This is a genomic window from Kitasatospora sp. MAA19 (genome assembly GCF_029894125.1).
Lineage (GTDB): Bacteria > Actinomycetota > Actinomycetes > Streptomycetales > Streptomycetaceae > Kitasatospora.
In genome coordinates, this window is record NZ_JARXYZ010000019.1 from 55,713 (window position 1) to 76,555 (window position 20,843).

A 20,843-nucleotide genomic window follows, 5' to 3' on the forward strand; every position below is an offset into this window, starting at 1 on the left:
CCCTCGACCGGATGGGGCGGGCAGCGCCCGGAGCCCGACGGTACGCGCCCCGTCGGGCTCCGGCCAGCACCTGGGCCCTACGGGATCGGGGCCCTACGAACGGCGCTTCGGCTTGCCGCGCTTGGGGGTGGCCGAGCCCCGGCCACCCGCCGAGGGCCTCGGCTTGCCCTTCTGCGGGCCGCCCTTCTGCGCGCCGGCCTTCTGTGCGCCGGCCTTCTGTGCGCCGGCCTTCTGCGGCTGGGGCTTGCGCTGTGCAGAGGCCTTCTTCGGCTCCTCCGCCGGCTGGGCACCGCGCCCGCGCGAGCTGTTGACCGTACGGCCCCGGACGATGCCGATGAACTCCTCCACCAGGTCCGTCGTGCGCTCCTGCGGCCAGGCCAGCGCCACCTGGGACTGCGGCGCCTCGGCGACCGGCCGGTAGGTGAGGTCCCGGCGGTGGTGCAGCCGGGCCAGCGACTGCGGCACCAGCAGCACGCCGACGTTGGCCGCGACCAGCTCGATCGCGTCGGCCGTGGTGGCCGGGCGGTCGATCGCCGGGCGCCCGGGCAGCCCGGCCGGCCAGCCGAGGGTGTCGTCGAGCGGGTGGAACACCACCTCCTCGGCGAGGTCGCCCAGCTCGGCCTCCTCGGCGGCGGCGAGGAAGTGGTCCTTGGGGAAGACCACGACGGTGGTCTCGGTGTAGAGCGGGATCGCGCTGAGCACGTCCCGGTCGACGGGCAGCCGGACCAGTCCGGCGTCCGCGGTGCCCTCGCGCAGGGCCGCCTCGCCGTCCTCGGCCGAGAGCGCGCGGAGGTCGAGCGGGACGTCCGGGAGCCGCTCGGCCCACACCCGGACCCATTTGCCGGGGGTCACGCCCGGGACGTACGCGAGCCGGAAGGACGGGTTCACCTGCATCTCTGTCACAGGGCAAGGCTACCGACCGTGACCGTAGGCGCCCGCGCACTCCCTTACCCTTGTCACCATGACATCGCTCAAGCAGAAGACCAGCCAGACCATGAAGCCGGCCACCGCCGCCAAGAAGCTGGGGATCTACCTCGACGCGGCGCCGACCGGCTTCCAGGAGGGTGTGGTCTCCCGCGAGGAGCTCAGCGCGCTTCAGGCCGACCCGCCGCAGTGGCTCCAGGACCTGCGCAAGAACGGCCCGCACCCGCGCCCGGTGGTCGCCGCCAAGCTCGGCATCTCCATCTCGGGCCTGGCCCGCGGCGGCGTGACCGAGGCGCTCACCACCGAGCAGATCGAGGCGATCAAGGCCGAGAACCCGCTCTGGCTGCAGCACGAGCGCGCCAACCAGGTGGACGTCCGCAAGGAGACCGCCCGGATCAAGGACAAGCACGAGAAGGAGGCCGCCGCCCAGGCCGCCAAGGCTGCCAAGGCCGGCTGACCCCCGCGCCCGGCCGCCGTCCGGGCCCGATTGTCAGACCCCTGCGCAACGATGGTGCCGACGTCCGTGGAACGGGCGTCGGCACAGTCGTCGGCAGGCAGGGAGCTCACGGATGGCACGGGTCGCAGGGGCACTGGACGGTCGGATCGCCCTGGTCGCAGGCGCGACCAGGGGCGCGGGGCGGGGCATCGCGGTCGAGCTGGGCGCCGCCGGGGCGACGGTGTACGTCACCGGGCGCAGCACCCGGGAGCGGCGCTCGGAGTACGACCGCCCGGAGACCATCGAGGACACCGCCGACCTGGTCACCGCCGCCGGCGGCCGGGGCATCGCGGTGCCGACGGACCACCTGGACCCGTCCCAGGTGGCCGCCCTGGTGCAGCGGATCGACGCCGAACAGGGCCGGCTGGACATCCTGGTCAACGACATCTGGGGCGGCGAGAAGCTGTTCGCCTGGAACGTCCCGGTCTGGGAGCACGACCTGGACGACGGCCTGCGGCTGCTGCGCCTCGCGGTGGAGACGCACGCCGTCACCAGCCACCACGCCCTCCCGCTGCTGCTGCGGCGCCCGGGCGGCCTGGTCGTCGAGATGACCGACGGCACCGCCGAGTACAACGGCGCCACCTACCGGAACTCCTTCTTCTACGACCTCGCCAAGGCCTCCGTGCTGCGGATGGCCTTCTCCCTCGGCCACGAGCTGGGCCCCCGCGGCGCCACCGCCCTGGCGCTCACCCCCGGGTGGATGCGCTCCGAGATCATGCTGGAGCACTTCGGCGTCACCGAGGAGAACTGGCGCGACGCCGTGGCCCGGGAGCCGCACTTCGGCATCTCCGAGACGCCGTACTTCGTCGGCCGGGCGGTCGCCGCCCTCGCCGCCGACCCCGGGGTCTCCCGGTGGAACGGGCAGTCGCTGTCCAGCGGGCAGCTGGCCCGGGAGTACGGCTTCACCGACCGCGACGGCAGCCGGCCGGACTGCTGGCGCTACCTGGTCGAGGTACAGGACGCGGGCAGGCCGGCCGCCCCGGAGGGCTACCGCTGACGGCGGGTCGGCGACGTGCCGCTGGGGGCAGGGGGGAACTCCTGCCCCAGCGCCGCGTATTGACCGCTCCGTGGATCGACCGCTCCATGGATCGAGCGCTCCGTGTATTGACCGCGTCGCCGCCGACTCCGAATAATCGGCGCAACCGGGGCGCCCCAGGGAACCCTCGTCGCACTGACCACACCGGACCCGGGAGCGACCGATGACCGACCAGCCGCACCAAGACGGACCCACCGCGCCGGCCACCCCCGCCGCATCCGCCACATCTGCCGCACTCGCCGCACTCGCGACGGAGTTCTTCGCCGCCGAGAACTCCTACGCCCCGTTCGACGCGACGCTCAGCGGGGTCGAGGGCTACGCCCACGAGGTGCCCGACCCGTCCCGCGAGGCCGCGCTGCGCCACCGGGAGGTACTGGCGGGCTTCCGGGCGCGGCTGGCAGCGCTGCCGGTGGACGCGCTGACCGGCGACGACCAGGTCACCCACCGCGTGCTCGGGCGGCTGATCGACAACGGCACCGGTCAGATCACCCACGGGCTGGCCGACTTCAGCGTCTCGGCGACCATCACCGCACCACAGAACGAGGCCTTCACCTCCCTCATCATGACCTCCGTCGACCACGAGGGCGCCGACTCCTACCTGGAGCGCCTCGCCGGCCTGCCCGGCTACTTCGACGCCGTCCTGCAGCGCTTCCTGGACACGGCTGCCGCCGGCCGCCGGCCGCTGCGCAGCGGCGTCGACGCCGCCATCACCCAGCTGGACGCCTACCTGGCCACCGGCCCCGCCGACGACCAACTGCTGCGCCCGCTGCAGGGCCGCCCGGAGGCCGAGCGGGCCGGGGTGATCGTGCGCGACGGCGTCCGCCCGGCCGTGGCCCGCTACCGGGCCGGGCTGGCCCAGCGGCTGTCCGCGGACGCCCGGCCGGACGACGAGGCCGGGGTCTGCCACGTGCCCGGCGGCGTCGAGGGCTACGCCGACGCCGTGACCCGCTTCACCCGGCCCGGGCTCACCCCGGAGGAGGTCCACCGGATCGGCCTGGACACCCTGGCGGTGCTGCGCGAGGAGTTCGCCGAGCTGGGCGGCAAGGTGCTCGGCATCACCGGCCCCGAGGCCGTGCTCGCCGCGCTGCGCGAGGACCGCACGCTGCGCTTCGACAGCGCCGGGGAGATCATCGCCCTGGTCGACGACGCGCTGGAACGCGCCCGCCGCGCCTCGGCCGACTACTTCCGCAGCTACCCGATCGTCGACTGCGTGACCCGGGAGATCGACCCGATCGAGGCGGAGACCGCGCCGCTGGCCTACTACCAGCCGCCCGGCCCGGGCGGCCTGCCCGGCACCCACTGGATCAACACCCTGCGCCCGCAGACCCGGTTCCGGTACGAGTACGAGGCGATCGCCTTCCACGAGAGCGTGCCCGGCCACCACCTCCAGATCGCCGTCGCCCAGACGCTGCACCACCTGCCGGAGTTCCGGCGCCGGCCGAACAGCCAGCTGACCGCCCACGTCGAGGGCTGGGGCCTGTACACCGAGCGGCTGGCGGACGAGATGGGGCTGTACAGCTCCGACCTCTCCCGTTTCGGCATGCTGTCGCTCGACGCGCTGCGGGCCGTGCGCCTGGTCGTGGACACCGGCCTGCACCACTACGGCTGGTCGCGGGAGCGGGCGATCGCCTTCATGCGGGACAACACGGCCACCACCGAGGCCAACGTCCGCAACGAGATCGACCGCTACATCGCCTGGCCCGGCCAGGCCACCGCGTACCTGATCGGCCGCCGGGAGCTCGTCCGGCACCGCGAGCGCGCGCAGGCCGCGCTGGGCGGGCGGTTCGACATCCGGGAGTTCCACCACCAGCTGATCGGGCACGGCAGCCTGCCGCTGGGGGTGTTGGACGAGCTGGTCTCGGACTGGATCGCGGCGCAGTAGCCGCCCCCGCGGTGCCGCCCGGGGAGCTCTTCGGCCCGGGGGTGGTGCTGAGCGTCGTGCCGGGTTGCTCCGCCCGATGTCGCTTCCGGTCGACCTCCGCCCGATCCCCGCCAGGCTCCGCCCGGCCCCGAAGCGTCGCGGAAACGATTCCGCGCGCCCCGCACGGTCCTCCCGCGCCCGGACGTGGTGTCACCCCTTCGGCCCCGTTGACACGGTAGTGTCCGCTGGCGCACGGCAACCGGCCGACCCGTCGGCCGCCTGCCCGCCCCACCGCCCCGACCTGGAGGAACCCGTGCCGGCTCCCGTCCGCGCCGCCCTGGCCATAGCCTCGGCCGTCCTGCTCGCCGCAGCCGCAGGCTGCTCGTCCGGCGGCGGCCACACCGCCCGGCAGACCGGGCACGGCTCCGCCGCACCCACCCCCGGAGCCGCGCCCACCCAGGGAGTCGCACCCGCCCCGGGAGCCGCGCCCACCCCGGCGGCGATCGTCACCGGCCCCGGCCCGAAGAGCTCGTACGACGTCCAGCCGCAGCCCGCGCCCGGCAGCTGCACGTACCGCTACACCGCGGACAAGCAGCCACTGCCCGACCCGACCTGCACCCCCGGCGCGATCAGCCCGGCGGTCGACCAGGGCAACATCAACGACACCATCTGCAAGCCGGGCGGCTACACCTCGGCGATCCGTCCGCCGGCGAACATCACCGGCAAGGAGAAGGCCGAGAACGCCAAGTCCTACGGCTACACCGGACCGATGGGCGACGCCGAGTACGACCACCTGATCAGCCTGCAGCTCGGCGGCGACCCCAACGACCCGCACAACCTCTGGGTCGAGCCGCCCTCCCCCGGCCACGTCCCGGGCAAGGGCCCCAACAACCCCAAGGACTCGGTGGAGACGCACCTGCACACCGCGATCTGCAAGGGCCAGGCCACCCTCGCCGCCGTCCAGCAGGCCATCGCCGCCGACTGGACCACCGCCGAGGCCAGGCTCGGCATCAAGTCCGGCGGCACACCCACCGCGGCGGCCGACGCCGACGGGGACTGACCGCTCGCGCCCCGACCAGGGCCATCGGCATGGCGTCAGCGCCCCAGCACCGCACCTCCGTTGAGGCCGATGACCTGTCCGGTCAGGTAGCCGGCGGCGGGTGAGGCGAGGTAGGCGACCGCCTCCGCCACGTCGGCGGGGGTGCCGGCGCGGCCGACCAGGGTGTCCGCGACCTTCCCGGCGTGGAACTCCTCACTCCAGCCGGCACCGAAGATCTCGGTGTCCTCGATGTACCCGGGCGCGAGCACGTTCACCGTGACCCCGTCCGGGCCGAGCTGCCGGGCCAGGCCGAAGGCCCAGCCGTGCAGGGCGGCCTTCGCGGCGGCGTACGAGCCGGCCGAGTGCGGGCCCGCGCCGCCGCGCTGGGCGGCCGCCGAGCTGATCACCACGAGCCGCCCGCCGGGCCGGCGCAGCCGTCCCTGCAGCGCGGTGGTGAGCAGGACGGCGGTGAGCAGGTTGGCGTCCAGGTCCCGCCGCCAGACCCGGGCCAGGGCGGCCAGGCCGTCGCCGTCGGGCGGGGTCACGATGGCGCCCGCGTTGTTCACCAGCACGTCCACCGGCCCGAGGGCGGCGATCCGCCCGGCGGCCGCCTCGACCGCCTCCGGGTCGGTCAGGTCTGCCGCCAGCGGCACGATCCGGCCCGGGCCGGCGGTCCGTTCGATCGCCTCCCGGGCCTGCTCCAGCACCTCCGGCCGACGGCCCAGGATCACCACCCGGTGCCCGTCGGCGGCCAGCCGGGCGGCGATCGCCCGCCCGATCCCGGTGCCGCCGCCCGACACCACCGCGAGCCGGTCCTGCGTCATCCCGTCCTCCTGCTCCCGTACGTCCCGCATGCCCTGCACATCCCACCCGTCCCCCGTGTCCCGCCTCTGCGGGTCGGGTCAGCCCGTCCCGGTGTCGTCGTAGGCGCGCACCAGCTCCGCCGACCGGGCGGGCCACCGGACGCGACGTCACCCCGTCCATGCCGTCCCCTTCGACCCGCGAAGTCGAGCCCTGTTCCCCGTACCGTAACCAGCCGCCCGCCCAAGCCGTCACCGGGGCGCCACCGTGGCCACGGTGGCCGCCGGCGTCGCCAGCGGCCGCCGCCCCCCGCCAGGCCTGACGGTGCGTCAACTCTTCGTGCCGTCAGGCCTGGCCGTCGGTCGCTACGCGGGCGTGACGGGCGGGCGGCGCTTGTGCTCGGTGCGGCGGTAGTGCGCGAGGACGGCGTGGAAGACCTCCTCGCTCACCGGCCGCTCCTCCAGGAAGTCGTCCAGGGCCTCATAGGGCACACCGAGGGCGTCCTCGTCGGGGCGGCCCGGGGCGAGGGTTTCGAGGTCGGCGGTGGGGGTCTTCCGGACGAGGTCCGCCGGCGCTCCCAACACCTCGGCGACGGAACGTACCTGACGCTTCGTCAGACCGTCGAGAGGCATCAGGTCGGCGGCGCCGTCACCGTACTTGGTGAAGAAGCCGACGGCCGCCTCGGCGGCGTGGTCGGTGCCGACGACCAGGCCACCAGTGGCGCCCGCAACCGCGTACTGGACCACCATCCGCTGGCGGGCCTTGACGTTGCCGCGGACGAAGTCCTCGTGCGAGCGGTCGGCGAAGGCGAGGCCGGCGGCCGTCAGGGCGTCGAAGGCGGCGTCGGTCGCGGGCCTGATGTCGACGGTCAGGGTCCGGTCCGGCTGGATGAAGTCGAGCGCGCGGCGGGCGTCCGCCTCGTCCGCCTGGGTGCCGTAGGGCAGCCGCATCGCGCAGAAGTCGGCCGCGTGCCCGGCGGCGCGCAGCCGGTCGACGGCGAGCCGGCAGAGCCGCCCGGCGGTGGTGGAGTCGATGCCGCCGCTGATGCCGAGCACCAGGGTGCGCGCGCCGGCGGCGCGGAGCTGGTCGGCGAGGAAGGCGACCCGGCGCTCGGCCTCCCGCTCCGGGTCGGCCACGGGCGCCACCCGCAGACTGCGGGCGATCTCCCGCTGGAGGTCGGCGGGCAGGGGTTCGGGCATGACGACTCCTTGGTGGCCGGACGAGGCTCGCTTCACCGGACAGTGTCCACCCGAAAAGGACCCGGGACGCATGTGATTCCAGCAACATCAAGAGGGCCGAAACGCCTGGTGGCCCCCCTGGCGAGCCCTGGCTAGGAGGCCGGGGCCGGGTGGCTCAGGATGTCGAGGACGACGGCGCCGTCGACGGTCTCCTGGGCGACCAGCAGGGCGGCCAGCTCGTCGAGGTGGTGGCGGTGTTCGCGGAGCAGGCCGACGGCGCGGCTCTCGGCGTGGCGCAGCAGGCGGGCGACGGCCTCGTCGACGGTGCGCTGGGTCTGTTCGGAGTAGGGGCGGCGGAGCAGGTCCTCGGGGTTGTCGCCGAGGTAGTGCGCGGAGCCGGTGGAGTAGCCGACCGGGCCGAGTTCCGGGGAGAGCCCGAATTCCCGGACCATCCGGGTGGCCACGCCGGTGGCGTTGGCGAGGTCGTTGGCGGCACCGGTGGAGCCTTCCCCGAAGACCACCAACTCGGCCGCGCGCCCGCCGAGTTGGACGGTGAGCAGGTCGGTCATGTAGCCCTCGCTGTACAGGTGCCGCTCCGCTTCGGGGAGTTGTTCGGTCGCACCGAGGGAGACGCCCGCCGGGAGGATGGTCACCTTGGCGACGGGGTCGGCGTGTTCGCAGAGCGCGGCCGCCAGGGCGTGCCCGGACTCGTGGACGGCGACGGCCTGGCGCTCCTCGGGCAGCAGCGCGTTGGAGGACTCCCGACGGCCGAGCAGGACGCGGTCACGGGCGGCGTCCAGGTCGTCGGCCGTGAGGGTGGCGCGTTCGGCGCGGACGGCGTTGATGGCGGCCTCGTTGAGGAGGTTGGCGAGGTCGGCGCCGGAGAAGCCAGGGGTGCCGCGGGCGATGCGGTTCAGGTCGGCGTCGGGGGCGAGGGTCTTGCCGTGGACGTGGACGGCGAGGATGGCGGCCCGTTCCGCCTGGTTGGGCAGCGGGACGGTGACCTGGCGGTCGAATCGGCCGGGGCGCAGCAGGGCCGGGTCGAGGGCGTCCGGACGGTTGGTGGCGGCGATGACGACGATGCCGGTGGTCGGGTCGAAGCCGTCCATCTCGGAGAGCAGCTGGTTGAGGGTCTGCTCGCGCTCGTCGTTGCCGCCGAGCCGGGTGCCGCCCGCACGGCGGCCGCCGACGGCGTCGATCTCGTCGATGAAGATGATGGACGGTGCGCGTTTGCGGGCCTCGTCGAAGAGGTCGCGGACGCGGGAGGCGCCGACGCCGACGAACATCTCGACGAACCCGGAGCCGGTCACGGAGAGGAAGGGCACCTCGGCCTCCCCGGCGACGGCCCGGGCGATCAGGGTCTTCCCGGTGCCGGGCGGGCCGACCATGATCACTCCACGCGGGCCCTTGGCGCCGGCGGCGGCGTAGCGGTCGGGGCTGCGCAGGAAGTCGACCACCTCGCTGACCTCCTGCTTGACCCCCTCGTACCCGGCGACGTCGGCGAAGCGGGTGGCGGGCCGCTCGGCCTCGATGATCTTGGCGCGGGAGCGGCCGATGGCGCTCAGGCCGCCGCCGAGCGAGCGGGCGGCCATCCGGCCGGACCAGAGGAACAGCCCGCCGAAGACCAGCAGCGGCAGGAACAGCAGCAGGGTGGACCAGATCGAGCTGCCGCCGCTGCGGCTGCCGGTGACGTCCACGTGCTGGTTCGTGAGCTCGCCGCTGAGCTGGGAGGTGTTCAGGGCGGTCGGGATCTGGCTGGTGAAGTGCGTGCCGTCCTTGAGCGTGCCGGTGACGCCGCCGGTGTCGGTGATGTCCACGGTCTGCACCTGGCCGGCGCCGACCCGGTTGAGGAAGTCGGTGTAGCCGTAGCGGGTGCCGGTCGAGCCGGTGTTCGAGAACAGCACGAGCAGGAGCAGGGTCACCAGGGCGGCGACGGGCAGCAGCCAGCGGCGCATCGCGGGGGCGGGGGGCCGGGGCGGCGGCGGGCGGCCGGGGGTGCCCGGCTGCTCCGGGGGCGAGGACGGCGGCGGGGGCGGGGTCGCCGGGTGGCGGGCGGCACTCAGCCGACTTCGTGCGATCATCCACGCTCACCGCCTCTCCGGCGCCGCCGGGCCTTCCTCTCCATGGTCGGGCCTGAGGCGCCGGAACGGGAGGTTCTGGCGCCAGGGCCTGTCCGGCCGGACAGGCCCTGGGCGAATCCGCCCCTCAGGAGAACCCGCCGCTCAGGAGAAGTCGAGCGAGTCCGTCCGGGTCCGCTTGAGCTCGAAGAACTTCGGGTACCCGGCCAGCAGCCGCACCCCCTCGAAGACCCGGACGGCGTCCTCGCCGCGCGGGATGGCGCTCAGCACCGGCCCGAAGAAGGCGACGCCGTCGACGTGGATGGTCGGCGTGCCGACCTCCTCGCCGACCGGGTCCATGCCCTCGTGGTGGCTCTTGCGCAGCGCGACGTCGTACGCCGTGCTGTCGGCCGCGTCGGCGAGCTCCTCCGGCAGTCCGGCCGCGACCAGGGCCTCCCGGAGGACGGTCTCGTCGGCGGGCCGGTCCTGGTCGTGCAGGCGGGTGCCGAGTTCGGTGTACAGGTCGCGCAGCACGTGCTCGCCGTGCTGCTCGGCGGCGGCGATGCAGACCCGGACGGGCCCCCAGCCGGTGGTCATCAGGCGCTGGTAGCGCTCGGGCAGGTCGGTGCGGCCCTCGTTGAGGACGGACAGGCTCATCACCCGGAAGGAGAGGTCGAGCTCGCGGTGGCGCTCGACCTCCAGGATCCACCGGGAGGTGATCCAGGCGAACGGGCAGATCGGATCGAAGTAGAAGTCGACTTTGGTGGTCACATCGACGATCCTAGGGGGCGAGTGGACCACGTCCCAGAGCCAATCAGCCGGCACTGGAGTGGTCCACTTCTCAGCTGCAGGTGGTCCCGCCCGCGGGCACCGTGCCGTTCAGCAGGTAGGCGTCCACGGTCCGCTTCAGGCACGGGTTGCCGGTGTTGTAGCCGCCGTGGCCCTCGCCCTGGAGGGTGACGGTGACACCGACGCCCGGGCCGAGCTGCTGCGCCATCGCGTGGGCGCCCTCGACCGGGGTGGCCGGGTCGCCGGTGGTGCCGACCACCAGGATCGGGGCCGCGCCGGCGGCGGCGACCTCCGGGTGGTCGGTCTTGCCCGGCACCGGCCAGCCGGTGCAGCCGGTCAGCCCCCAGGCGGAGAAGGGCCCGAACACCGGGGAGGCGGTCCGGAACTGCGGCAGCTGCTGTTGGACGTCCTGGTCGGAGTAGCGCTGCCGGGAGTCCACGCAGCTGATCGCCCGGTTGGCGGCGTTCAGGTTGGTGTACTGCCCCTGCTGGTTGCGCCCGAGGAGCCCGTCGGAGAGCTGGAGCAGCGTGTTGCCGGTGCCCTGCTGCATCGCCTCGGTGAGCCCGGCGGCCAGGACGGGCCAGGTGTCCTGGCTGTACAGGGCGCCGGCGATGCCGTTGAGGGCCAGACTCTCGGTGAGCTGCCGGCCGTCGCTGGTGGGCAGCGGCGACTGCTCCAGCTTCTGCAGCAGCGCGGTGATCGTCGCGGTGCCCTGGGCGCCGCCGCTGCCGGTCGGGCAGCCGGCGTCCTTGGTCGCGCAGGCCTTCATGAAGTCCTCCAGGGCGAGCTGGAAGCCCTGGGCCTGGCCGAGCGCGGACTGCTGCGGGTCCTTCGTCGGGTCGACGACGGAGTCCAGCACGACCCGGCCGACGTGCTGCGGGAAGAGGTGCGCGTAGACGCCGCCCAGCTGGGTGCCGTAGCTGATGCCGAAGTAGAAGAGCTTCTGGTCGCCGAGCACCTGCCGCATCAGGTCCATGTCCCTGGCGGCGCTCTCGGTGTCCACGTAGGGCAGCACCGGGCCGGAGTGGTGCTCGCAGGCGGCGGTGAACTGCGCGTTGTTCTCGTCCAGCGTCTTCACCCCGGCAGGGGTCTGGGGGGTGCCGTCGGCGGCGGCGTTGGCGTCCATCGCCTTGTCGTCCAGGCAGATCACCCCGTCGCTGGCGCCGACTCCGCGCGGGTCGAAACTCACCAGGTCGTAGCGGGTGTTGAGGGAGGCGTAGGTGGCGGCGAGCGCGGGCAGCGTGGCGACGCCGGAGGCGCCGGGGCCGCCGAAGTTGAACAGCAGCGAGCCGATCCGGTGCTGCTCGTCCGTGGCCCGGCTCCGGATCAGGGCCAGGCCGATGGCCTTGCCGTCCGGCTGGGCGTGGTCGAGCGGTGCCTTCAGGGTGGCGCACTGCCAGTTCGCGGCGGGCGCGGCGGCGCCACCGCCCTGGGCGGGGCCGGGGGCCGGGCAGGCGTGCCAGTCGAGCTGCTGGGCGGCCAGTCCGCTCGCCGAGCCGGCCGCGGCCGGGGAGGTCGGCGCGGCCTCGGCGGTGGCCTGGCCGTCGCCCTGGCAGCTGGTGGCGGAGGCGAGCAGCAGCGCGGTCACGCCGAGCGCGCCGACGCCGCGAACGACGGTGTGCATGGTGCGGTCCACCTCTCGGGTTGCCGGCTCTCGGGTTGCCGGGCGCGCCCCGGCGGACGGCGGGGCCGCGTACGCCCCGGCGCTCGGCACCGTCAGCGCACCACCGACCCTAGGGGCGGCAGCGCGGGCACGCCCGCCGGAAGCCCCGGTCGGGGGGCGTGCGCCGCTCGGGCTGCCACCCGCCGTCCGGGTGAGGGATCAACCGGCCGACGGCCGCGCGGAGCCGTGGCGCGGCCCGTGCCGAGGCCCCGCACTGAGACCCGCAACGAGGCCCGCAACGAGGCGCCGTCACGCGAGACGGCCGTCGGCCGGAGTGCGGGCGCCGCACCCGGGGACTCGATGCCGCCCAGCTATCTGGTGTCGCATGCTATCTTGCATTGCATGGTACCTGGCATGACACACCACGACGGCGACGCCGGTACGGCCGACGGGCCGGTGGCGACGCAGCTGCGCAAGGGCGTGCTGGAGTACTGCGTCCTGGCACTGCTGCGAGACGGCCCCCGCTACGGGGTGGAGCTGCTGCAGGAACTCGGCCGGTTCCCGATGCTGGCGACCAGCCAGGGCACCATCTACCCGCTGCTGTCCCGGCTGCGCCGGGCCGGCCTCGCCGACACCTTCCTGCGCGACTCGGCCAGCGGCCCGTCCCGCCGCTACTACACCCTCACCGACGCCGGCCGCAGCGCGCTGGAGGAGTTCACCACGCTGTGGCCCGCCTTCCGCGAAACCGTCGACCACGTCCTGGCCCCGGGAGAGAACCCGTGAACGAGCCCACCGCCCACCCCCTGGTCCGCGCCCACCTGGACGCGGTCGCCCGCTACACCGCCCCGCTGCCCGAGGAGCGCCGCCGCGAACTGCTGGCGGACCTGCGCGAGCACGTCGAGATCTCGCTGGCCTCGTGCGACCTCGCCGACGAGGCCACCGTCCGGCAGGTCCTGGAGCAGCTGGGCAGCCCCCGCCGGATCGCCGACGCCGCGCTCGACGAGGAGGGCGTCCGGGCCCGGCCCGAGCCGGAGAGCGGCGGCCGCACCACCCTCACCCTGGTCTTCGCGGTGCTCGCGATGCCCCTCCTGCTCATCCCCGCCGTCGGGCCCGCGCTCGCGCTGGCCGCCGCCGTCATCGCCGCGACCAGGGTCGCGAGGTCCGCGCAGTGGACCCGTCGGGAGAAGAAGCGGGCGACCCTGCTCCTCCTCTCCCCCGTCCTGGTCACGCCGCTGGCCTGCCTCGTCCTCGCCATGTCCCCGACCGGCCTGACCCCGCTCGCCATCCTCGTCGCCTGCGCGGTCGGCTTCTGCCCCACCCTGCTCGCGGCGTTCCTGCTGTCCCGATCCGCCGCCCGGCTGCGCTCCGCCGCACTCACCGCTTGAATCAGAACTCGCCGTACGGCAATTGAGGTTCAATCACATACGGTCGGCGGCCGCTCCCCGGACACCGGGGAGCGGCCGCCGACCGTCAAAGCCCGGAGATCCGAGGCCCCACGCCCCACGAAAGCGTGTCGACGCCGATCCACGAGGTAGCGTACGGAGCATCCCGGATCCCGTGAGGCCGGCGCTTGTGCGCGTCCCCGGCCGGCCGCTAAAGTCTTACCTGTTTCTCACCGTCAAATTCTTTTTCGGCCACGGCGGTTCATACGGTGAACGAGAACCTCCATACAGTGTGCGGACATTGAACGCCCCCACCGGCGACCCCTGCCACATGGGGGCTTTTCCATTACGCGGGACTCCGGGCGAATCCCTTTACCGTCAGGCCCGTTGACCCACTTCTCCGGCGACTGCTTTGCTTTCGGCGGCCGAGGCGGGCCTGTTTCCCCCCGGTGATCCGTTGTGCGGCGGGTCACCCAGGCATCCCCACCGCCTCCGGCCTCTCCCTGTCCTTCACGACCACCCGGCGCCCACCGGCTCCCGGGTGGTCGGCATGAGAGAGGCAACCCTCACATGGGCCGAACCCCCACGTTCCGTCATGCCAGACGAGCGGCGTTCACCGGCATCGCCGCGTTCGCCCTCGCGGCGGCCGGCTTCACCGCGGCACCCGCCCAGGCGCAGCCCGACGGCTCCGCGACCCCCGCGGCGTCGGCGAACCACCCGTACCGGCACGGCGCCGTCCCGCTGCGCGGCCACCAGGCCGCGCCGAACCTCACCGCCGCCAACAACCTCAACTACGGTGGCGGCGCAGGCAGTCCGAGCATCGGCGTGACCACCGGACCGGAGCACGTCTACCTGGTGTTCTGGGGCTCCCAATGGGGCACCAGCGGCACCGACGCCAACGGCAACACCACGCTCAGCGGCGACGCCAAGGGCATGGCCCCGCGCCTGCAGCAGCTGTTCAAGGGCATCGGCGCGGGCAACGAGCTCTGGTCCGGCGTCATGACGCAGTACTGCGAGGGCATCGCGACGGGTTCGCAGACCTGCCCGGCCAACTCCGCGCACGTCGCCTACCCGACCGGCGGCGCGCTCGCCGGCGTCTGGGTGGACACCTCCGCCGCGGCGCCCGCCTCCGCGACCGGCAACCAGATCGGCGCCGAGGCGGTCAAGGCGTCCGGCCACTTCGGCAACACCACCGCCGCGGCCAACCGGAACAACCAGTACGTCGTCGTCTCGCCCACCGGCACCACCCCCGACGGCTTCAACACCGCGTCCGGCAACTTCTGCGCCTGGCACGACTACACCGGTGACACCACGCTCACCGGCGGCGCCGTCTCCTCGCCGTACGGCGAACTGCCGTTCACCAACCTGCCGTACGTGACCGACGCGGGCTCCGGCTGCGGCCAGAGCTTCGTCAACGCCGGCTCGGCCGGCACGCTCGACGGCGTCACCATCGTCGAGGGCCACGAGTACGCCGAGACCATCACCGACCAGAACCCGGCCGGCGGCTGGACGGACAGCAGCGGCGCCGAGAACGGCGACAAGTGCGCCTGGCTCAGCAGCGGCCAGGGCGCCTCGGCGAACGTCGGCTTCGCCACCGGCAACTTCGCGATGCAGTCGACCTGGTCCAACGACTTCAACAGCGGCGCGGGCGGCTGCCAGATGTCGCACCCGATCGTCGGCGGCGGCACGACCGGCAACACCGTCACCGTCACCAACCCGGGCGCCCAGACCAGCACCACCGGTACGGCCGTCAGCCTGCAGGTCGCGGCGACCGACAGCGCCTCCGGCCAGACCCTCGGCTACACGGCGAGCGGCCTGCCGGCCGGCCTGTCCATCTCCGCCTCCGGCCTGATCAGCGGCACCCCGACCACCGCCGGCACCTCCAGCGTCACCGTGACCGCCAAGGACACCACCGGCGCCACCGGCTCCGCCTCCTTCGGCTGGACCGTCAACGGCACGGGCGGCGGCGGCATCACCAACGGCGGCTTCGAGACCGGCACCCTGAGCGGCTGGACCGGCGCCGGCAGCACCGCCGCCACCAGCGCCGCCAAGCACACCGGCGGCTACGGCGCGATGGTCGGCTCCACCAACCCCACCACCACGTCCTCGGTCAACCAGACCTTCACCGCACCGACCGGCAGCAGCAAGGTCTCCTTCTGGTACGACGTCACCTGCCCGGACACCGTCACCTACGACTGGGCGACCGCCACGCTCAAGGACAACACCACCAACACCACGACCACGGTGCTCGCCAAGACCTGCACCAACGGCCTCGGCTGGAAGTCCGCCTCCGGCACCGTCACCCCGGGCCACAGCTACACGCTCACCCTCACCAACGTGGACGACAACTACCCGGGCGACCCGACCTACACCTACTACGACGACGTGACCGTCTCCTGACGGCCGTCCGTCCACGCCCCTGACGCCGCCGGGGCGGGCCACCACGGCCCGCCCCGGCGGCACCGCGCCCCGAGGACCTGCCCGCGGAAGGAGAGCCGTGTCCACCCGAACCCGCGCGGCGGTCGCCCTGCTCGCCCTGCTCGCCCCGGCGGCGGGCTGCTCGTCCCCGCCACCGACCGCTCCTCCGGCCACCCCGTCGAGCGCCCCGCCGAGCTCCTCGCCGGGCCCGGCGGTGCTGCGGCTCGACGAGCACGCCGACGGCACGACCGTACGGGTGGCGCCCGGCACCGTCGTGCGGATCGAGCTGCCCGGCACCTACTGGTCCGCTCCCGCCGCCGACGCGCCGCAGACCCTGCGCCCCACCGGCGGCACCACCTCCCCCGCCCCCTCCTGCCGCCCGGGGGCCGGCTGCGGCGAGGTCACCGCCGGGTTCCTGGCCGGGCCGCCCGGCACCGCCCACGTCTCCGCGCACCGCACCACCTGCGGCGAGGCGCTGGTCTGCCCGCCCGGGCAGCGGACCTTCACGGTGACGGTGACGGTCGCCGCCGGAGCCTGATGGTCAGTGCTGGACGCCGGCGGACAGCGCGAAGTCCGCGACGCAGGCGCGCCGGGTGCTCACCGGGCCCCAGCCGGCGTCGTGGCCGCCGCAGAAGCATGGAGACCTGACGGGCGATGCCGCCGCTGCGAGAAGAACATGCGAACGTTCCGGCGGAGGATGTCAAGAAGACGGCGGCGGCTCCGACCAGCCGGTCGAAGGGACCAGCCGGTCGAAGGGCCCAGCCGGGCTCGCGAACCACGAGGAGCACACGATGAAGTTCCTGATCAGTCTGCACATCAACCCGGCCGTGATCGACGCGCTGACCGACGAGGAGAGGGCGGCGATCGGCGCCGGCCACGGCACGTTCATCGAGGCGCTGAAGGCGTCCGGCGAGCTGATCGGCACGCAGGCCCTGGTCGACCCGTCGCAGGCCGCCGTGGTGACCGTCCGCAACGGCCAGCCGGTGGTGACCGACGGCCCGTTCCTGGAGTCCAAGGAGTTCCTGGGCGGCTACTACCTGATCGACTGCGAGAACAAGGAGCGGGCGATCGAACTGGCGGGGCGGATCCCGGACGCCGCGATCGAGGGCCTGGGTGTCGAGGTGCGGCAGGTCATGTTCTCCGACGGACAATTGGAGGCATGACAGCACGGGGCTTCGAGGACCTGCTGCGTGAGCTCACGCCGCAGGTCCTCGGCACGCTGGTAGCTCGGTACGGCCGCTTCGAGGGGTGCGAGGACGCCGTGCAGGAGGCCGTCCTCGCCGCCACCGTGCAGTGGCCCGCCGAGGGGGTGCCGGGCAACCCGCGCGGGTGGCTGGTGACCGTCGCGTCCCGGCGGCTCATCGACCAGCTGCGCAGCGACCACGCGCGCCGGGAGCGGGAGTCGGCGACGGCCGTCGAGGTGGTGCCCGAGGACGTGCCGGACACCGACGACACGCTCGTCCTGCTGTTCCTGTGCTGCCATCCGGCGCTCACCGCGGCCTCCCAGACGGCCCTGACCCTGCGGGCGGTCGGCGGCCTGACCACCGCCGAGATCGCCCGCGCGTTCCTGGTCCCGGAGGCCACGATGGCGGCCCGGATCAGCCGGGCCAAGCAGCGCATCAAGGCGGCCGGCAGCTCGTTCGCGCTGCCCGAGGGAGCGGAGCGCGAGGAGCGGCTGCGGGTCGTCCTGCACGTGCTCTACCTGATCTTCAACGAGGGCTACACCGCTTCCTCGGGCACCGAGCTGCACCGCGCCGACCTCGCCCACGAGGCGATCCGGCTGGCCCGGATGGTGCACGCGCAGCTGCCCGAGGACGGTGAGGTGACCGGGCTGCTCGCGCTGATGCTGCTGACCCACGCCCGCCGGGAGACCCGGACGACGACGGCCGGCGACCTGGTGCCGCTGGACGAGCAGGACCGCAAGCACTGGGACCGCGCGCTGATCGACGAGGGCCTCGGACTGGTCAAGGAGTCGCTGGCCGGCCGAACGCTGGGGCCCTACCAGTTGCAGTCCGCCATCGCCGCCACGCACGCCGACGCGGCCACCGCCGAGGAGACCGACTGGCGGCAGGTGCACGCCCTCTACCTGATCCTGGAACGGATCGCGCCCAACCCGATGGTCACCCTCAACCGGGCGATCGCACTCGCCGAGACCGAGGGCCCGGCGGCCGGGCTGGCCCTGCTGACCACCTTGGACGGTGACGAGCGGATGGCGCGGCATCACCGGCTGCTGTCCGTCCGGGCGCACCTGCTGGAACAGACCGGCGACACGGCCGGGGCGTACGAGCACTACCGCCGCGCCGCGAAGGCCACCGCCAGCCTCGCCGAGCAGCGCTACCTGGAGGCCCGGGCGAGCCGAACGAGACAGGCCCCGGGGGCCTGACCTTCCGCCGCGCCCAAAACCCGTGGCGTCGGACCGGCCGGCGCGGGACCCTGATGACCATGCTCATCACCGAGTGCCACTCCGCCGACGTCGCCCTGCTGGACGCCCACCTGCCGTCGCCCTTCCGGACGTCGTTCCACGCGCAGCGCTTCGCCCGCCAGACGGCCGGCAGCAGCACCTACCTGATCGCCTGGCGTGACGGCATCCCGGTCGGAAGCAGCGAGGTCCGCTGGAACGGGTGCGCCGCCGCCGAGGTCCGACTCGCCGTGCCGCACTGCCCGGAGATCAACGGCCTGTCCGTCGCCGAGCCGCTGCGGGGCACCGGCTTCGGCACCGCGCTCATCGGTCATGCCGAGCGGCTGGCCCACGCCGGAGGCGCCGGGCGGATCGGTCTCGGCGTCGACGAGCACGACAATCCCCGGGCCGCGGCGCTGTACGCCCGGCTCGGGTACCGTCCGGTGGTCCGCTACGTCGACCGCTGGTCCTACACGGACCGGCAGGGGGTGGACCACGACGTCGAGGATCCCTGCGTCTTCCTCGTCAAGCCGCTCGACCGGGCCGCCTGACCCGCCGCAGCTCGACGGCCCGGCAGCTCCGCCGCCGGCCTCAGCGGCCCCGTGGTTCCAGCGCCGGGGCTCAGCGACCCTGCGGTTCCATCCCCGGGGTGCCGCGCACCGCGTAGGCGGGCAGCCGCAGCTCGCCGAGGACGGCCCGGGGCAGGCTCAGCCCGAACCGGCGCTCGACGGCACCGAGGGTGCGTCGGCGGACGGCCGCGGGCGGCTCGCCCGCGGGGCGGCGGGTGATCCCGTCGGGCTCCAGGACGCCCGCGGCGACCAGCTCGGGCACCAGCAGGTCGGGCTCCCTGCCCCAGCGCCAGCGCTCCTCGGCGAGGCCGAACCCGCACAGCACGGCGCCGTCGCGGGCGTAGTCGAGCAGCGCCGGCGGGTGGTCCGGCATCGGGCGGAAGTGGACCACCTCGACCCCGTCGCGGGCTATCTCGGTGAGCAGTTCACCGCCGGTGGAGTCGCCGTACTCGACCGCGAAGGACCAGCCGCCGGACTCGCCGACCCGGATCACGCCGTCGCCGTCGTCGCTCGGGCGGTACACCTCGATGTCGAGGTCCCACACCTCGGTGCCGCTGATCGGCCCGGCCGCCGCGGCCGGGTCGGCGCCCATCCGGCGGGCGAGCTCCTGCGGCGGGATCCCGCGGGCGAACAGCACGCCGCCGACGGACCGCCCGGCGTCCGCGAGCCACCGGATGCCGTCGCCGTCCCCCACCCCATCGGTACCGCCCGTCATGACGCCCCCTCACCTCGCGCCGGCCTGCCGTGGCCGGGCCGCCGGTCCGCACCCTAACCGACGGCACCGACAGTCGGCGGCCGCTCGGCGCACCGGCACGAAGCGGGGGCTATCCCCCCGGCGAACCCGGCGGCCGGCCCCAGTGCGCCGCGGCCCCGCCTCGACCGAGGATCCCCTTACCGACCTTTCGGGATACCCACGATGAGGAGTGGTCATGACGATGGCGAACAGCAAGGGGATCGGCCGACGCGGGCTGATCGCGGCGACGGCGGCGGCCGTCACCACCGCCCTGCTGGCCCCGGCGGCCTCCGCCGCACCGGCGGCGGACAACCGACAGAACACGGTGGTCCGCGCGTTGGAGCGGGCCGCGCACCCGCTGCGGTCGACCGAGCCCGGCGGCCGTACCGACGACCTGCGGGCGCTCGGCGCGATGATCGGGGACGCCAAGGTGGTCGGCCTCGGCGAGGCCACGCACGGCTCGCACGAGTTCTTCGCCATGAAGGAACGGGTCTTCCGCTACCTCGTCCAGGAGAAGGGCTTCACCACCTTCGCCCTGGAGATGAGCTGGTCGGCGGGCCTGCGGATCGACGCGTACCTCCAGGGCGGCGAGGGGGACCCCCGGCGGATCGTCGAGGAGACAATGGCCCACTCGCCGTGGGAGCGCCAGGAGTTCGTGAGCCTGATCGGCTGGATGCGCGAGTACAACCGCCATCACCCCGAGCACCCGGTCCACTTCATGGGCGACGACGTCGGCGCGCCCGGGCTCGGCGACGAGGTCTTCGCCCGGGTCGTCTCCTACGTGCGGAAGGCCGACCCGCGGGCTCTGCCGCGCCTCGACGCGCTGTACGAGGGCCTGCGCCCGCTCGACGACACCATCGCGTACCTGGGGAAGCCGGTCGCCGAGCGGCGGCAGAACGCCACCAGGGCGCAGCAGGCGCTGGACCTGGTCACCGCCGCCAGGGGCGACGGCGGTGAGGAGTACGAGTGGGCCGTGCAGCACGCCCGCGTCATCGCCCAGACCTTCGCCTTCGCCACCTTCGACCTCGACGACGCGGCCTCGGTGAACGCCGCGGAACTCCTCCGCGACCAGGCCATGGCCGACAACACCGCGTGGTGGCAGCGCCGCACCGGCCACCGGATCCTGCTCTCCGCGCACAACGGCCACGTCGGCTACCTGGCCAGCGATCCCGAGATGTACGCCCGGACGCAGGGCGCCGTCCTGCGCGACGCGTTCGGCCGGGACTACCTCTCCATCGGGTTCACCTTCGACCGGGGGTCCTTCCTCACCATGGCCGCCTCCCTCGGCGACGCCTGGGACAAGGTCACCGTGCCCCCGGCCACGCCCGACATGAGCGAGTACACCCTCGACCGGGTCCGCCACCAGGACTACTACGCCGACCTGCGCACCGCGCCGCCCGCGGCCCGCGCCTGGCTGGACGGCGTCCGCCCGCTCTACGAGGCCGGCTCGGTGTTCACGAAGGACCCGCTGCCCACCCTCGCCCTCGGCAAGGCCTACGACGTGCTCGTCCACCTCCACCAGGTCCGCGAGGCCGGGAAGCTCTGAGCCCCGCCGGCCG

The 20,843-nt window shown here is 73.9% G+C and carries 19 protein-coding genes; 12 read left to right on the forward strand and 7 right to left on the reverse strand.

What is annotated here, in order from left to right; translation table 11 throughout:
* Positions 1-93: 93 nt before the first annotated feature.
* Positions 94-894: a LysR family substrate-binding domain-containing protein gene (locus tag P3T27_RS25965; RefSeq protein ID WP_280682728.1), complete on the reverse strand. Its 801-nt coding sequence runs from the start codon at positions 892-894 to the stop codon at positions 94-96.
* A 67-nt stretch (positions 895-961) separates the two neighbouring features.
* On the opposite strand from P3T27_RS25965, the gene P3T27_RS25970 reads away from it, so the two are divergent.
* From P3T27_RS25970 to P3T27_RS25985, 4 genes are all read left to right on the forward strand, one after another.
* A complete protein-coding gene (locus tag P3T27_RS25970; RefSeq protein WP_280682573.1) occupies positions 962-1,381 on the forward strand; it encodes a DUF5997 family protein in 420 nt (139 codons plus the stop codon).
* A gap of 112 nt (positions 1,382-1,493) precedes the next feature.
* A complete protein-coding gene (locus P3T27_RS25975) occupies positions 1,494-2,417 on the forward strand; it encodes an SDR family oxidoreductase (protein WP_280682575.1) in 924 nt (307 codons plus the stop codon).
* A gap of 202 nt (positions 2,418-2,619) precedes the next feature.
* Positions 2,620-4,338 (forward strand): DUF885 domain-containing protein, encoded by a 1,719-nt coding sequence (locus P3T27_RS25980; RefSeq protein WP_280682576.1) that lies wholly within the window; start codon positions 2,620-2,622, stop codon positions 4,336-4,338.
* Positions 4,339-4,630: 292 nt separating this feature from the next.
* The gene (locus P3T27_RS25985; protein WP_280682578.1) at positions 4,631-5,377 is read left to right on the forward strand and encodes a hypothetical protein; all 747 of its coding nucleotides are present in this window, start codon (positions 4,631-4,633) and stop codon (positions 5,375-5,377) included.
* A gap of 35 nt (positions 5,378-5,412) precedes the next feature.
* On the opposite strand, the gene P3T27_RS25990 is transcribed toward P3T27_RS25985, so the two are convergent.
* From P3T27_RS25990 to P3T27_RS26010, 5 genes are all read right to left on the reverse strand, one after another.
* On the reverse strand, positions 5,413-6,210 hold the full coding sequence (locus tag P3T27_RS25990; RefSeq protein ID WP_280682580.1) for an SDR family oxidoreductase: 798 nt from the start codon (positions 6,208-6,210) through the stop codon (positions 5,413-5,415).
* Positions 6,211-6,522: 312 nt separating this feature from the next.
* Positions 6,523-7,356 (reverse strand): ammonia-dependent NAD(+) synthetase, encoded by an 834-nt coding sequence (gene nadE / locus P3T27_RS25995; RefSeq protein ID WP_280682582.1) that lies wholly within the window; start codon positions 7,354-7,356, stop codon positions 6,523-6,525.
* Positions 7,357-7,487: 131 nt separating this feature from the next.
* Positions 7,488-9,416 carry an ATP-dependent zinc metalloprotease FtsH gene (ftsH, locus tag P3T27_RS26000; protein ID WP_280682584.1) on the reverse strand — a complete coding sequence of 643 codons (1,929 nt, stop codon included), beginning with the start codon at positions 9,414-9,416 and terminating at the stop codon, positions 7,488-7,490.
* A 141-nt stretch (positions 9,417-9,557) separates the two neighbouring features.
* Positions 9,558-10,163 (reverse strand): DsbA family protein, encoded by a 606-nt coding sequence (locus P3T27_RS26005; RefSeq protein WP_280682586.1) that lies wholly within the window; start codon positions 10,161-10,163, stop codon positions 9,558-9,560.
* 70 nt (positions 10,164-10,233) lie between these two features.
* Complete coding sequence (locus P3T27_RS26010) at positions 10,234-11,805, reverse strand: alpha/beta hydrolase (protein ID WP_280682588.1); 1,572 nt, start codon at positions 11,803-11,805, stop codon at positions 10,234-10,236.
* A gap of 393 nt (positions 11,806-12,198) precedes the next feature.
* Here P3T27_RS26010 and P3T27_RS26015 point away from each other — a divergent pair, with 393 nt between their 5' ends.
* From P3T27_RS26015 to P3T27_RS26045, 7 genes are all read left to right on the forward strand, one after another.
* Positions 12,199-12,567, forward strand: coding sequence for a PadR family transcriptional regulator (locus tag P3T27_RS26015; protein WP_280682593.1), 369 nt, complete (start codon positions 12,199-12,201; stop codon positions 12,565-12,567).
* Positions 12,564-13,169, forward strand: a complete 606-nt coding sequence (locus P3T27_RS26020) for a hypothetical protein (RefSeq protein ID WP_280682595.1) — start codon at positions 12,564-12,566, stop codon at positions 13,167-13,169. Before P3T27_RS26015 ends, P3T27_RS26020 begins: the two co-directional genes overlap by 4 nt.
* Positions 13,170-13,736: 567 nt before the next feature.
* The gene (locus P3T27_RS26025) at positions 13,737-15,566 is read left to right on the forward strand and encodes an Ig domain-containing protein (RefSeq protein ID WP_280682597.1); all 1,830 of its coding nucleotides are present in this window, start codon (positions 13,737-13,739) and stop codon (positions 15,564-15,566) included.
* A 97-nt stretch (positions 15,567-15,663) separates the two neighbouring features.
* The gene (locus P3T27_RS26030; RefSeq protein WP_280682599.1) at positions 15,664-16,122 is read left to right on the forward strand and encodes a hypothetical protein; all 459 of its coding nucleotides are present in this window, start codon (positions 15,664-15,666) and stop codon (positions 16,120-16,122) included.
* A 253-nt stretch (positions 16,123-16,375) separates the two neighbouring features.
* A complete protein-coding gene (locus P3T27_RS26035) occupies positions 16,376-16,747 on the forward strand; it encodes a YciI family protein (protein WP_280682601.1) in 372 nt (123 codons plus the stop codon).
* Positions 16,744-17,967 (forward strand): DUF6596 domain-containing protein, encoded by a 1,224-nt coding sequence (locus P3T27_RS26040; protein ID WP_280682603.1) that lies wholly within the window; start codon positions 16,744-16,746, stop codon positions 17,965-17,967. The genes P3T27_RS26035 and P3T27_RS26040 overlap by 4 nt, the downstream gene beginning before the upstream one ends.
* Before the next feature lie 59 nt (positions 17,968-18,026).
* On the forward strand, positions 18,027-18,533 hold the full coding sequence (locus P3T27_RS26045) for a GNAT family N-acetyltransferase (RefSeq protein ID WP_280682604.1): 507 nt from the start codon (positions 18,027-18,029) through the stop codon (positions 18,531-18,533).
* Between the two features lie 70 nt (positions 18,534-18,603).
* Here P3T27_RS26045 and P3T27_RS26050 read toward each other — a convergent pair whose 3' ends face one another.
* Positions 18,604-19,266 (reverse strand): DUF6461 domain-containing protein, encoded by a 663-nt coding sequence (locus P3T27_RS26050; RefSeq protein ID WP_280682606.1) that lies wholly within the window; start codon positions 19,264-19,266, stop codon positions 18,604-18,606.
* Positions 19,267-19,480: 214 nt separating this feature from the next.
* On the opposite strand from P3T27_RS26050, the gene P3T27_RS26055 reads away from it, so the two are divergent.
* A complete protein-coding gene (locus tag P3T27_RS26055; protein WP_280682607.1) occupies positions 19,481-20,830 on the forward strand; it encodes an erythromycin esterase family protein in 1,350 nt (449 codons plus the stop codon).
* The last annotated feature ends 13 nt before the right edge of the window (positions 20,831-20,843 follow it).